Below are 13,124 nucleotides of genomic sequence, written 5' to 3'. Positions count from 1 at the left end.
AGAAGATCAGACGGGTGGCAGGATTTCCACGTCGGGCAAGTCCATCGCCGCCACCTCCTGCTCAAGAAACGCGCTCAACCGCCGCAAGCGCTCCCCCCCGCGCCGGGTCCGCGGCCACACCAGGTAGTAATCCATGCCACTGGGCACTGCCGTCGGCCAAGGCAGGCTCAGGCGATTCTGCGCCACATCCTCGGCCACCATCAGCAAGTCGCCCATTGAAATCCCGTAGCCACGCGCTGCGGCAATCATGCCCAGCTCCAGGGTGTCGAATACCTGGCCCCCCTTGAGCGACACCTTGTCACTGAGGCCCATGCGCTCCAGCCATTCACGCCAGTCGCGTTTATCCACCGTGGGGTGCAACAGCTCGATGCCGGCGAGCCTGCAGACGTCCCAAGGTTCTTGGTCGAGCAGGTCTGGGGCACCGACGGGGATCAACAACTCCGGGAACAGCTTGCGCACCTCCCAGTCCGGCGGGAACACCCCGTCGCTGAGCAACACCGCACAATCGAACGGTTCCTGGCTGAAGTCCACATGGTCGACGTCCATCCAGGCGCTGGTCAGCTGCACCTCGTTACCCGGCTGCAGGTGGCGAAAGCGGCTTAGGCAGGCCAGCAACCAGCGCATGGTCAGGGTCGAAGGTGCCTTCATGCGCAGGATGTCATCTTCGCCACACAAGGTTTCGCAGGCCCGCTCGAACGCTGCAAACCCTTCACGCACGCCCGGCAGCAACACTCGCCCCGCCTCGGTCAGTTGCAGGCTGCGCCCGCTGCGCACGAACAGGCGACAGGCAAAATGCTCTTCAAGCGTGCGGATATGCCGGCTTACGGCACTTTGGGTAATCGACAGTTCTTCGCCAGCGCGGGTGAAGGAGCTGAGCCGTGCGGCAGCTTCGAATGCGCGCAGGGCATACAACGGTGGTAGCTGGCGTGGCATGAGGCACCTGCAAAATGGGCGTGAGGGCTGAATCACCAATGAGCATACATGCATGAGTTTAAATCATGGCAACCATCGCTTTTATCCTTTTGTGCAAAGTTGACCGAAGCCTCAGAATCGCCCTTCGGTCATCACCCCAGGAAGAAGGACAGCCCTCATGCACGTTGCGCCCACCACAGAACTCAAGGCTTTGCTGCGCCTGGCCGGGCCGCTGATCGCCTCGCAGTTGGCGCACATGCTGATGGTACTGACCGACACCTTGATGATGGCTCGCATCAGCCCGCAAGCCCTGGCCGGTGGTGGCCTGGGGGCGGCAAGTTATTCGTTCGTGTCGATCTTTTGCCTGGGCGTGATCGCCGCGGTCGGCACCCTGGTCGCGATTCGCAAGGGCGCCAACGACATCGAAGGCGCCACGCGCCTGGCACAGAGCGGCCTGTGGCTGGCTTGGGGCCTGGCACTGTTCGCCGCGCTGGTGCTGTGGAACCTTGAACCGGTGCTGCTGCTGTTCGGGCAAAAGCCCGAGAACGTGGCTTCGGCTGCGCAGTTCCTGACCCTGCTGCCGCTGGCCCTGCCGGGCTACCTGACCTTCATGGCCTTGCGCGGCTTCACCAGCGCCCTGGGCCGCTCGACCCCGGTGATGGTCATCAGCCTGGTAGGCACGGTGCTCAACTACCTGTTCAACGTGGCGCTGATCGAGGGCATGTTCGGCCTGCCCAAGCTGGGGCTGATGGGCATCGGCCTGGTCACCGCAGTGGTGTCGATGGGCATGGCCATCGCCCTGGCCTTGTACATCCGCTGGCACCCGGCCTACGCCGCCTATCCGCTGCGCAAGGGGCTGTCGCGCCCGTCGCTGCCAGCGCTGCGCGAACTGTGGCGGCTGGGCCTGCCGATTGGCGGCACGTACATGGTGGAAGTGGGCCTGTTCGCCTTCGCCGCGCTGTGCATGGGTGTGCTGGGCAGCACCGAACTGGCGGCGCACCAGATCGCCCTGCAGATCGTGTCCACGGCGTTCATGGTGCCGACCGGGCTGTCTTACGCAGTGACCATGCGCGTAGGCCTGTACTACGGCGCCGGTAACCTGCTGGCGGCGCGCAGCGCCGGGCGGGTGGGCATTGGCTTTGGCGCGACCATCATGTTTGCTTTCGCAGCGCTGTTCCTGCTGCTGCCCGATGCACTGGTGGGGTTGTTCATCGATCGGAATGACCCAGGCTTTGCAGCCATCTATCACCTGGCGGTGCAATTGGTGATGGTAGCCGCGTGGTTCGAGTTGTTCGATGGCATGCAGACCATTGCCATGGGCTCTATCCGCGGGCTGAAGGATGCCAAGACCACCTTCCTGATCGGGCTTTGCTGCTACTGGCTGGTGGGCGCGCCGAGTGCCTGGCTGTTCGCCTTCAACCTGGGTGGTGGGGCGGTCGGGATCTGGTGGGGCTTGGCGCTGGGGCTGGCGTGTGCGGCGGTGGCGCTGACGTTTGGCTTTGAGTGGCGGATGAAGCGGTTGATGAGAAAGGCTGGTGTGTCTGACAGGTCCGCAGTGCCAGTGTGATAGTCGGGGCTGCTCTGCCGCCCTATCGCAACACCAGGCCGCTCCCACATGGCATGGGGGAGCGGCCTGGTGTTGCCATGGAGGGCCAAGCTCTCCCCTGCGATGTCACAGGCTAACCAGCTTCGGCCTGCTGCAATCCACTAGAAAATCGATCAACTCCCCCACCGGCAGCGGCTTGCTGACCAAAAAGCCCTGCACCTGGTCACACCCAAACCCGCGCAGCAATGCCAGCTGCTCTTCACTTTCCACCCCTTCAGCCACCACCTCGAGGTTGAGGTTGTGCGCCAGGTTGATCATGGCGTGCACCAGCTTGCGATTCTCTTCGCGCATCTCCATCTCGGCAACGAAGCTACGGTCCACCTTGAGCAAGGTAATCGGCAGGCTGTTGAGGTGGACGAACGACGAAAAACCGGTGCCAAAGTCATCCAGCGAAAAGCGCACGCCCAACCGGCCGAGAGCGTCCATGGTCTGGCGCACCAGTTCGTTGCGACGCATCACCGCCGTTTCGGTCAGTTCGAATTCCAGCCAGCGGGCGTCTACGCCGTGCTCGAGGATCAGCCGGCTCAAGGTGGCCAGCAACTGGCTGTCCTGAAACTGGCGGAAGCTCAGGTTGACCGCCATGTGCAGCGGCTCCAGGCCGCGCTCGCACAACGCCTGCATGTCGCGCAGGGCGCGGGAGATCACCCAGTAGCCCAACGGTACGATCAGCCCGCTCTGCTCGGCCAGCGGCACGAACTCGCTGGGCGGCAGCAACCCGCGCTCGGCATGCCGCCAGCGCACCAGCGCCTCAAGGCCGACGATACGCCCGTCAGCCAGGTTCAGCCGCGGTTGGTAGTGCAGTTCCAGTTCGTCACGGCGCAGGGCGCGGCGCAGCTCGCTTTCCAGGTCGGCGAGGCTGCGGGCGTTGCGGTTGATACGTTCATTGAAGACATGGAAGGTGCAGCCCTGGCTGCCCTTGGCCTGGCGCATGGCGATATGCGCGTGCCACATCAACGGGTCGGCGCCGCCCTGGGCACGCGCATGGGCCAGGCCCAGGCTGCAGCCTAGCAGCAGGCTTTCGCCGTCGATCCAGTAGGGTTCGGCCAAGGCCTCGACGATACGCTCGGCAATCCACTCGGCGCGGTTGGCGTCGCGGCGGGTGTCGATGAGCAAGGCGAACTCGTCGCTGCCCAGGCGTGCCAGTTGGTCGCCCGCCTCCAGCTGGTGCTTCAGCCGCGCCACCACCTGCAGGATCAGACGGTCGCCGCTTTGATGGCCAAGGGCATCGTTGACGTGGCGAAAGTTGTCCAGGTCGAGATGGCCAAGGGCAATGCCACGGCCTTCATTCTCAGCCAGGCGTGCGGTAAGCAGGGCCTGGAAGCCTTGGCGGTTGGCGATGCCGGTCAGCGGGTCTTGCTCGGCCAGGCGTTGCAAGGTAGCCACCAGCACGCCGCGCTCACGCACATGGCGCAGTGAGCGGCGCAGGGTATCGGCGTTAAGCTGGCCACGTACCAGCCAGTCGCTGACACCGCTGGGTGCAGCCGCAGGCTCGTGGTCGAGCAGCAGGATCGTCGGCAGCTCGCAGCGCCCGGGCGCTGGTTGCAGTGCCGAGGTTGCCAGGATCACGGCTTGGCGGTCGTGGCTGAACAGGCTGTCCACCGCTTCCCAGTTCGGTGCGGTCAACAGCACTGCGCTGCCGTCCAGTGCCTGCACGCAATCGCGCAGCAGCACGGTCCATTCCGGCTCATCAGCCAACAGCAGCAAACGCAGAGGTTCGACAGGCGTGGACAAGCGGGCTCCTTAGGGCTTTACGGTGCTACGGGAGAGGTCGGGTATGCTACTGCATTAATGAAAATGATTTACACTTTTATACATGCAGTGAAGGGTGCTGCATCCCGACGTATTTTGTCGTGCATCCTGCGCGAAACCTGACCGGTCGGCAAATACGATTTTTCCAGTACATGGCATTAGTCTGACTAATACTCACGGCTGCACAAAAGTCTGACTCAGACGTCAGACGGTCGCGCCACAACCGCCCCATGCCTGTTAGAATGCGCGGCTATTTTCTGGCGACCCCCGGTTTCTAGCATGTCCCGACTCAATCCCCGGCAGCAGGAAGCCCGTGACTACGTCGGCGGCCCTCTTTTGGTGCTCGCCGGTGCAGGTTCGGGCAAGACCAGCGTAATCACGCGCAAGATTGCCCACCTCATCCAGAACTGCGGCATCCGTGCCCAGTACATCGTCGCGATGACCTTCACCAACAAGGCCGCGCGCGAGATGAAGGAGCGAGTCGGGACTTTGCTGCGTCCGGGGGAAGGCCGCGGCCTGACGGTGTGCACGTTCCACAACCTGGGCCTGAACATCATCCGCAAGGAGCACGAGCGCCTGGGCTACAAGCCGGGTTTCTCGATCTTCGACGAGTCCGACATCAAGGCATTGCTGTCGGACATCATGCAGAAAGAATATTCCGGCGACGACGGCATCGACGAGATCAAGAACATGATCGGTGCCTGGAAGAACGACCTGATCCTGCCGCCAGAAGCCCTGGAAAAGGCGCGCAACCCGCGCGAGCAGACCGCCGCCATCGTCTACACCCACTACCAGCGCACGCTCAAGGCGTTCAACGCGGTGGACTTCGACGACCTGATCCTGCAGCCGGTCAAGCTGTTCCAGGAGCACCCCGAAGTGCTGGAGCGCTGGCAGAACCGTGTGCGCTACCTGCTGGTGGACGAATACCAGGACACCAACGCCAGCCAGTACCTGCTGGTAAAAATGCTGATCGGCATGCGTAACCAGTTCACCGTGGTGGGCGACGACGACCAGTCGATCTACGCCTGGCGTGGTGCGCGCCCCGAGAACCTGATGCTGCTCAAGGAGGACTACCCCTCCCTGAAGATCGTCATGCTCGAACAGAACTACCGCTCCACCAGCCGCATCCTGCGCTGCGCCAACGTGTTGATCGCCAACAACCCGCATGCGTTCGAGAAGCAACTGTGGAGCGAAATGGGCGTGGGCGACGAGATCCGCGTGATCCGCTGCAAGAACGAGGAAGCCGAAGCCGAACGTGTGGCCATGGAAATCCTCACCTTGCACCTGCGCACCAACCGCCCGTACAGCGATTTTGCCATCCTCTACCGCGGCAACTACCAGGCCAAGCTGATCGAGCTGAAGCTGCAGCACCACCAGGTGCCCTATCGCCTGTCGGGCGGTAACAGCTTCTTCGGCCGCCAGGAGGTCAAGGACCTGATGGCCTACCTGCGCCTGCTGGTGAACCCGGACGATGACAACGCCTACCTGCGGGTAATCAACGTACCGCGCCGCGAGATCGGCTCCACCACCCTGGAAAAGCTTGGCAACTATTCCACCGAGCGCGGCATTTCGATGTACGCCGCCAGCGAAGAGCTGGGCCTGGGCGAGCACCTGGACGCGCGCTACACCGAGCGCTTGCAGCGTTTCAAGCACTGGCTGGACGGGGTGCGCCACAAGGTTGCCCTGGAAGACCCGATTGCCGCACTGCACGAGATGATCCGCGACATCGACTACGAGAACTGGATCCGCCAGCAGACCGCCAGCGACAAAGCTGCCGAGTTCCGCATCAGCAACGTCTGGTTCCTGGTCGAAGCGCTGAAGAACACCCTCGAGAAGGACGAAGAGGGTGACATGACCATCGAGGACGCCATCGGCAAGCTGGTGCTGCGCGACATGCTCGAGCGCCAGCAGGAAGAGGAAGAGAACGCCGAGGGCGTGCAGATGATGACCCTGCACGCCTCCAAGGGCCTGGAATTCCCTTACGTGTTCATCATGGGCATGGAAGAGGAAATCCTCCCGCACCGCTCCAGCATCGAGGCCGACACCATCGAAGAAGAACGCCGCCTGGCCTACGTGGGCATCACCCGCGCGCGCCAGACCCTGGCCTTCACCTTCGCTGCCAAGCGCAAGCAGTACGGTGAAATCATCGACTGCACGCCCAGCCGGTTCCTCGACGAACTGCCGCCGGACGACCTGGCCTGGGAGGGCCTCGACGATGCGCCGGTCGAGGTGAAGGCCGCTCGCGGCAATAACGCCCTGGCCGATATCCGGGCAATGCTCAAACGCTGATCAACCATTACTCTTTAACTTTGCCGCCTCCAGCGGCAACCTTTGTTACATCGAGGAAATCACAGTGGAAGCACTGCATCAGAAGATTCGCGAAGAAGGCATCGTGCTTTCCGATCAGGTTCTCAAAGTCGACGCGTTTCTCAATCACCAGATCGATCCGGCGCTGATGCAGCTGATCGGTGACGAGTTCGCCCGCCTGTTCGCCGATGCCGGCGTGACCAAGATTGTCACCATCGAAGCCTCGGGCATTGCCCCGGCCGTAATGACCGGTCTGAAGCTTGGCGTACCGGTGATTTTCGCCCGCAAGCACCAGTCGCTGACCCTGACTGAAAACCTGCTGACCGCCTCGGTGTACTCCTTCACCAAGCAGACCGAGAACACCGTGGCCATTTCGCCGCGTCACCTCAACAGCAGCGACCGCGTGCTGGTGATCGACGACTTCCTGGCCAACGGCAAGGCCTCGCAGGCGCTGATCTCGATCATCAAGCAGGCTGGCGCCACCGTGGCGGGCCTGGGCATCGTGATCGAGAAGTCGTTCCAGGGCGGCCGTGCCGAACTGGACGGCCAGGGTTACCGCGTTGAATCGCTGGCCCGGGTGAAGTCGCTGGAAGGTGGTGTGGTCAGCTTCATCGAATAAACGCGGCACTGCTTCGCGGCCCCGCCCGCGCCCACAGGTACAGCACAGTTATCGAACGGTGTGCTGTGCCTGTGGGCGGGGCCGCGAATGGCAGCACCCGTTTCATCTGGTTGCCGCCAGCCCCGCCAGCAACAAGCGCTGGTAAAGTTCTTCTTTCAGCCCCTGCGGCTGCCCCAACTGCATACGCTCCAGGTGGCGCTCGTACCCCTCTGGCCCCGGCGCATCCAGCGCGGCCTTACCCAGCTCCAGCACCTCGCTCAGCTTGAACTTGCTCTTCAACCAGTTCAGCGCCCGCAACAGATCCCGCTCCTCGGCCGTAAAGTCCGTGCCCATCGGATACTCCGGGAACAGCCGCGCATGCTGTGCCCTGATCGCCTCCAGGCGTTGCGGGGTGTTGTCGGTAAAGCGCGCCTCCAGCTGAAAGTCGTTGGCAAGCTTGCCAGCTTCTTTGGCCTGCTTGATCAGGCCCGGCTGGAACCGCGAATCGCTCACCGCCAACAACCGCGCGATCACTTCGCTGTCAGTCTGCCCACGCAGGTCGGCAATGCCGTATTCGGTCACCACGATATCGCGAAGGTGCCGGGGGATGGTGCAGTGGCCATAGGTCCATAACAGGTTCGAGGTGACCTCTCCGCCCGCTTCACGCCAGCTGCGCAACAGCAGAATCGAGCGCCCGCCCTCCAGCGCATGGCCCTGGGCAACGAAGTTGTACTGCCCGCCCACACCACTGAGCACGCGGCCGTCTTCCAGCTGGTCGGCCACTCCGGCGCCGAGGAGGGTCATGCCGAACGCAGTGTTGATGAAGCGCGCATCGCGACGCTGTCGGCGCTTGAGTTCCTCCTGCCCATAGAGCTCGTTGATGAAGCTGATACGGGTCATGACAAATTGCGCACGCTGCTCCAGCGGCATCTCGCGCAAGCGCTGGTAGAACGCTTGCGGGCCGAGGAAAAAGCCGCCATGCAGTATTGCCCCCTGCTCGTCCGCCGGGCGTCGTAGCAGCCCTGCTTCGGCCAACACCAGCAGGCCGTTGACGAACATCTCGCTGCAGCCATACAAGCCCTGGGCGAAGGTATCCAGGCCTCCTTCCCGCTCGATCAGTGGCTGCCACGGGCCGACATCCAGCGCCTTGAGCACCGCACGGTAACCGGCGTTGTCGCCCTGGCGTGCCAGCAATGCCGCCGCAACTGCATCGCCCATGGCACCAATGCCGATCTGCAGGGTGCCGCCGTCACGCACCAGGCTGCTGGCGTGCAAGCCGATGCAGTGATCCTGGATGCCGACCGGCATGTTCGGCGTGGAGAACAGGCGGCGTTGTTCCGCCTCATCCAGCAGCAGGTCGAAGGCATCGATGGGCAGCTCGGCATCGCCTGGCATGTAAGGCAGTTCGGCATGCACCTGGCCCAGCATGAGGATGGTTTCGCCAGCTGCCCGGCGCTTGGCAATCATCGGCAGCAGGTCGAGGGTGATGTCGGGGTTGCAGGCCAGGCTCAGGTGGACAGGCTTTTCGGGGGTGGCGGCCACCAACTGGGCAATCAGGTTCAAGCCCTCGGCGTTGATATCACGTGCGGCGTGGCTGTAGTTGCTGCTGACGTAGTCCTGCTGGGCCGATTCACTGTGCAGCAGGCTACCGGGCTGCATGAAGAACTGCTCGACACGGATGTTCGGTGGCAGGCTGTCGTTGCGCAGGTCTGCGAGGTAGCTGAGTTCTTCGTAGTCAGCGAAGACACGCTCGACGAAGGGTTCGAGAAAGCGCCGTTGCAAGCCATCGCCCAGCGGCGGGCGGCCAAGGGACAGGGCGGTATAGAGGGTCAGGCGACGTTCGGGCAGCTCGCGTACACGGGCATAGAGCGCGTTGACGAAGGCATTGGGTTTGCCCAGGCCCAAAGGCAGGCCCATATGGATATGGGTTGGCAGGCGGGACAAGACCTGCTCGACAGCCTGGTCGATGGAGCAGAGGTGCATCAGGGCCTCCTGAAACATCCATGGGTTCAGGGGTTGGACATAGGGCTGAAGTAATTGGTTGCCTGTACCTGCCCTTTCGCGGGCAAGCCCGCTCCCACAGGATTAACACACCCTTCAGGTCCTGTGGGGTACCTGTGTGCGGGCTTGCCCCGCGAAGGGGCCAGTGCAGGCGCCACAAAAACAAAGCCCGCCATCAACGGCGGGCCTCATGCAATTCAGCTGTGAATCACAGCCCGGACATTTTCTTGATTGCCCCTTTCAGGTCTTCATCCGAGCAGTCGGCACAGGTGCCCTTCGGCGGCATGGCGTTGATACCGGTAATGGCCTTGGCCAGGATGCCATCCAGGCCGCCCTGGTGGTCGGCGCGTTCTTTCCACGCGGCGGCGTCACCAATTTTAGGCGCGCCGAGCAAGCCGCTGCCATGGCAGGCGTTGCAGTGCTTGGCGATGATCTCGTCCGGCGTCTTGGCACCTCCGCCACCAGCAGTTGCAGCCACTTCCATGCCTTTGCATTCCTGGCCCTGCACGCACACCTGGCCAACCGGTTCCAGGCGTTTTGCGATGTCGTCATTGGTCGCAGCGGTTGCGCTCATTGCCCAGAGGGCGAATACGGCTGCTGGTACGGCCAGCATCTTCTTGATTTGGTTCACGCGAACACCCTCATGGTGGCTAATCACGCTCGCGGCCACGGAACGGCGAGCGTTGAAAAGTATAGCGGGAACCCAGAGGCCGTGAAACGACCCTACACTGGAAAGGGGTATTGCCGAATCAATGCACTGCGCTGGATCAAAAGTTTGAAGGCGTCGCCGCACTGATCAGCCGCGCAGGCTGGTCAAACGGGTTGCGGAAGCGATGCGGCCGGGTGCTTTCGAAGTAGTAGCTGTCACCTTCTTCAAGGATGAATATCTCATTGCCGACCACCAGTTCCAGGCGGCCTTCCAGCAGGATGCCGGTTTCTTCGCCGTCATGGGTAAGCATCTCGGCACCGGTATCGGCCCCCGGCGGGTACACCTCGGTCAGGAAAGCTATGGCGCGATTGGGGTGCGATTTGCCGACCAGTTTCATGGTGACCGCACCGTCCGAGATATCGATCAGTTCGTGCGCCTTGTAGACGATCTGCGCCGGGCTCTCCGTCTCCAACTCGACCGAAAAGAATTCGACCATCGACATGGGAATGCCGCTCAGCACCTTGCGCAGCGAGCTGATGGAGGGGCTGACGCTGTTCTTCTCGATCATCGAGATGGTGCTGTTGGTGACCCCGGCTCGCTTGGCGAGTTCGCGCTGGGACAGGCCCTTGAGCTTGCGGATGGCTTGCAGTCGTTCGCCGACGTCCAAAGCTGGAGCCTCCTGAAACGGTGAAAGGGGGTGGATGTGAACGATATCATGGCAATGCCGTTCAGTATTTACAACACACCGCCCCTCAACCTGTCCGCTTCAGCGTGTCATTCGCCGACGTAGTCCCGTGGTACCCGCTTCAGGTTGCAGAAGATCTGGTACGGAATGGTGCCCGCATGCGCGGCCACTTCACTGGCCAGCACCTGCTTGCCCCACAGCTCGACCGGGCTACCGACGGTGGCTTCAGGCACGTCGGTGAGGTCGATGCAGAGCATGTCCATCGACACCCGGCCGATCAGCTGGGTACGCTTGCCGGCCACCAGCACCGGGGTGCCGTTGGGTGCCTGGCGCGGGTAACCATCGGCATAACCCATGGCAACCACGCCTACCCGGGTTGGCCGGGGGCTGACGAACTTGGCACCGTAGCCCACCGGCTCACCGGCGGGCAGCTCGCGTACGCTGATGACCCGCGATTGCAGGGTCATTACCGGTTGCAGGCGTTCGGCCTCGGCCTGGGCCCCGTCGAACGGCGAAGCACCGTACAGCATCAGGCCTGGGCGCACCCAGTCGCTGGGCGCTTGCGGCCAACCCAGAACGCCGGGGGAATTACGCAAGCTGCACTCGGCAGCCAAGCCCTGTCGGGCGGCTTCGAACACAGCGATCTGCTGCGCGGTGGCATCGGCGTCCAGCTCGTCGGCGCGGGCGAAGTGGGTCATCAGCACAATGCGCGAAACCTTGCCGCTGGCCAGCAGGCGCTGGTAGGCCTCGTGGTAGTCCTTGGGGTGCAGGCCGGCGCGGTGCATGCCGCTGTCCAGCTTCAACCAGACGGTCAGCGGCTTGTGCAGCTGGGTCTTTTCGATGGCTTCCAGCTGCCAAAGCGAGTGCAGCACGCACCACAGGTCGTGCTCGGCAATCAGCGCCAGCTCGCTGGCTTCGAAGAAGCCTTCCAGCAACAGGACCGGGGCCTTGATACCCGCGGCGCGCAATTCCAGCGCCTCTTCGATGCAGGCCACGGCAAAGCCGTCGGCTTCGGCCTCCAGGGCCAGGGCACAGCGCACCGCGCCGTGCCCGTAGGCGTCGGCCTTGATCACGGCGAGGGCTTTGGCACCGGTCAGTTCACGGGCCAGACGGTAGTTGTGGCGCAGGGCCTGGAGGTCGATCAGGGCGCGGGCGGGACGCATGGCGGCTGCCTTATGGTGGTTCACAAGTTGGAAACAGTGTTGGATTCTTCGCGGCTAAAGCCGCTCCCACAGGGGACCGCACAATGTCCATGAACACGCGATCCTTGTGGGAGCGGCTTTAGCCGCGAATGAGCCGGCACAGGCTATTACTGCTGGTGAGCCGGCGCGCTTTGCCCGTGCTTGGCCACTTCCCGGCTGTTGCCATAACGGGAAATGTCCAGGCCTTCGGCACTGATCTGCGGCTTCTTGCGCGCAATCAGGTCGGCCAGCAGGCGGCCAGAGCCGCACGCCATGGTCCAGCCCAATGTGCCGTGACCGGTGTTCAGGAACAGGTTGCGGAAGGCCGTGGCACCGACGATCGGCGTACCGTCCGGGGTCGCCGGGCGCAGGCCGGTCCAGAAGCTGGCCTGGCTCAAGTCACCGCCGCGAGGATAAAGGTCGTTGACGATCATCTCCAGTGTTTCGCGCCGACGCGGGTTCAGCGACAGGTCAAAACCGGCGATTTCAGCCATCCCGCCAACGCGGATGCGGTTGTCGAAACGGGTGATCGCAACCTTGTAGGTTTCGTCGAGAATGGTCGAGGTCGGGGCCATGTCGGCGTTGGTGATCGGCACGGTCAGCGAATAGCCTTTCAATGGATACACCGGGGCCTTGATGCCCAGCGGCTTGAGCATCTGCGGCGAGTAGCTGCCCAGCGCCAGCACATAGCGGTCGGCGGTTTCCAGCTTGCCATCGATCCACACGCCATTGATACGGTCACCCGCGAAGTCCAGACGTTGGATGTCCTGGCCGAAGCGGAACTCCACGCCGAGCTTCAGCGCCATGTCGGCCAGCTTGGTGGTGAACAGTTGGCAATCGCCGGTCTGGTCATTTGGCAGGCGCAGGGCGCCCGCCAGGATGTCTTTCACGCCCGCCAGGGCTGGTTCGACGCGGGCGATGCCGTCGCGGTCAAGCAGTTCATAGGGCACGCCGGACTGCTCGAGCACGGCAATGTCCTTGGCAGCAGCATCGACCTGGGCCTGGGTGCGGAACAGCTGGGTGGTGCCCAGGCTGCGGTTTTCGTAGTTGATGCCGGTTTCGGCGCGCAGTTCGTCGAGGCAGTCACGGCTGTACTCGGACAGGCGCACCATGCGCTCCTTGTTCACCGCGTAACGGCTGGCGGTGCAGTTGCGCAGCATCTGGGCCATCCACAGGTACTGATCGACATCGCCCGTGAGCTTGATCGCCAGAGGGGCGTGGCGCTCCAGCAGCCATTTGATGGCTTTCAGTGGCACGCCGGGGGCAGCCCACGGCGAGGCATAGCCGGGCGAGATCTGGCCGGCGTTGGCAAAGCTGGTTTCCATGGCCACCGCTGGCTGGCGGTCGACCACCGTCACTTCGAAACCTTGCCGGGCCAGGTAGTAGGCACTGGCGGTTCCGATTACGCCGCTACCAAGTACCAGAACTCGCATCGT

At 63.0% G+C, this 13,124-nt stretch carries 10 protein-coding genes; 3 read left to right on the top strand and 7 right to left on the bottom strand.

What is annotated here, in order from left to right:
- Window positions 1-6: 6 nt before the first annotated feature.
- Complete coding sequence (locus OO258_RS04115) at window positions 7-933, bottom strand: LysR substrate-binding domain-containing protein (RefSeq protein WP_110743399.1); 927 nt, start codon at window positions 931-933, stop codon at window positions 7-9.
- Window positions 934-1,090: 157 nt separating this feature from the next.
- On the opposite strand from OO258_RS04115, the gene OO258_RS04110 reads away from it, so the two are divergent.
- Window positions 1,091-2,479: a NorM family multidrug efflux MATE transporter gene (locus tag OO258_RS04110; protein ID WP_266028960.1), complete on the top strand. Its 1,389-nt coding sequence runs from the start codon at window positions 1,091-1,093 to the stop codon at window positions 2,477-2,479.
- 105 nt (window positions 2,480-2,584) lie between these two features.
- Here the strand turns inward: OO258_RS04110 and OO258_RS04105 are convergent, their stop codons facing one another.
- Window positions 2,585-4,249 carry a putative bifunctional diguanylate cyclase/phosphodiesterase gene (locus tag OO258_RS04105; RefSeq protein ID WP_266028959.1) on the bottom strand — a complete coding sequence of 555 codons (1,665 nt, stop codon included), beginning with the start codon at window positions 4,247-4,249 and terminating at the stop codon, window positions 2,585-2,587.
- A gap of 297 nt (window positions 4,250-4,546) precedes the next feature.
- Here OO258_RS04105 and rep point away from each other — a divergent pair, with 297 nt between their 5' ends.
- Window positions 4,547-6,556, top strand: coding sequence for a DNA helicase Rep (gene rep / locus OO258_RS04100; protein ID WP_105947259.1), 2,010 nt, complete (start codon window positions 4,547-4,549; stop codon window positions 6,554-6,556).
- A gap of 64 nt (window positions 6,557-6,620) precedes the next feature.
- On the top strand, window positions 6,621-7,193 hold the full coding sequence (locus tag OO258_RS04095) for a xanthine phosphoribosyltransferase (RefSeq protein ID WP_266028958.1): 573 nt from the start codon (window positions 6,621-6,623) through the stop codon (window positions 7,191-7,193).
- Window positions 7,194-7,295: 102 nt separating this feature from the next.
- On the opposite strand, the gene OO258_RS04090 is transcribed toward OO258_RS04095, so the two are convergent.
- The 5 genes from OO258_RS04090 to dadA form a co-directional block, all read right to left on the bottom strand.
- On the bottom strand, window positions 7,296-9,155 hold the full coding sequence (locus OO258_RS04090; protein ID WP_266028957.1) for an acetyl-CoA hydrolase/transferase C-terminal domain-containing protein: 1,860 nt from the start codon (window positions 9,153-9,155) through the stop codon (window positions 7,296-7,298).
- Between the two features lie 226 nt (window positions 9,156-9,381).
- Window positions 9,382-9,786 carry a c-type cytochrome gene (locus OO258_RS04085; RefSeq protein ID WP_110743601.1) on the bottom strand — a complete coding sequence of 135 codons (405 nt, stop codon included), beginning with the start codon at window positions 9,784-9,786 and terminating at the stop codon, window positions 9,382-9,384.
- 154 nt (window positions 9,787-9,940) lie between these two features.
- On the bottom strand, window positions 9,941-10,489 hold the full coding sequence (locus OO258_RS04080) for a cupin domain-containing protein (protein ID WP_110743402.1): 549 nt from the start codon (window positions 10,487-10,489) through the stop codon (window positions 9,941-9,943).
- A gap of 107 nt (window positions 10,490-10,596) precedes the next feature.
- Entirely contained in the window at window positions 10,597-11,670 is a 1,074-nt protein-coding gene (alr, locus tag OO258_RS04075) for an alanine racemase (protein WP_266028956.1), read from the bottom strand.
- Window positions 11,671-11,816: 146 nt separating this feature from the next.
- Window positions 11,817-13,121: a D-amino acid dehydrogenase gene (dadA, locus tag OO258_RS04070; protein WP_003253522.1), complete on the bottom strand. Its 1,305-nt coding sequence runs from the start codon at window positions 13,119-13,121 to the stop codon at window positions 11,817-11,819.
- Window positions 13,122-13,124 lie beyond the last annotated feature (3 nt).

The organism is Pseudomonas sp. DCB_BI, assembly GCF_026240995.1.
GTDB lineage: Bacteria > Pseudomonadota > Gammaproteobacteria > Pseudomonadales > Pseudomonadaceae > Aquipseudomonas.
The sequence above is the reverse complement of the archived record's forward strand: the minus strand, read 5'-3'. Positions and strand labels throughout refer to the sequence as shown.

Bases quoted from the DNA above. Each gene is read 5' to 3' on its own strand.
- OO258_RS04110 (WP_266028960.1), top strand. From the start codon at position 1,091: ATGCACGTTGCGCCCACCACAGAACTCAAGGCTTTGCTGCGCCTGGCC.
- alr (WP_266028956.1), bottom strand. From the start codon at position 11,670: ATGCGTCCCGCCCGCGCCCTGATCGACCTCCAGGCCCTGCGCCACAAC.
- OO258_RS04085 (WP_110743601.1), bottom strand. From the start codon at position 9,786: ATGCTGGCCGTACCAGCAGCCGTATTCGCCCTCTGGGCAATGAGCGCA.
- rep (WP_105947259.1), top strand. From the start codon at position 4,547: ATGTCCCGACTCAATCCCCGGCAGCAGGAAGCCCGTGACTACGTCGGC.
- OO258_RS04115 (WP_110743399.1), bottom strand. From the start codon at position 933: ATGCCACGCCAGCTACCACCGTTGTATGCCCTGCGCGCATTCGAAGCT.
- OO258_RS04090 (WP_266028957.1), bottom strand. From the start codon at position 9,155: ATGCACCTCTGCTCCATCGACCAGGCTGTCGAGCAGGTCTTGTCCCGC.
- dadA (WP_003253522.1), bottom strand. From the start codon at position 13,121: ATGCGAGTTCTGGTACTTGGTAGCGGCGTAATCGGAACCGCCAGTGCC.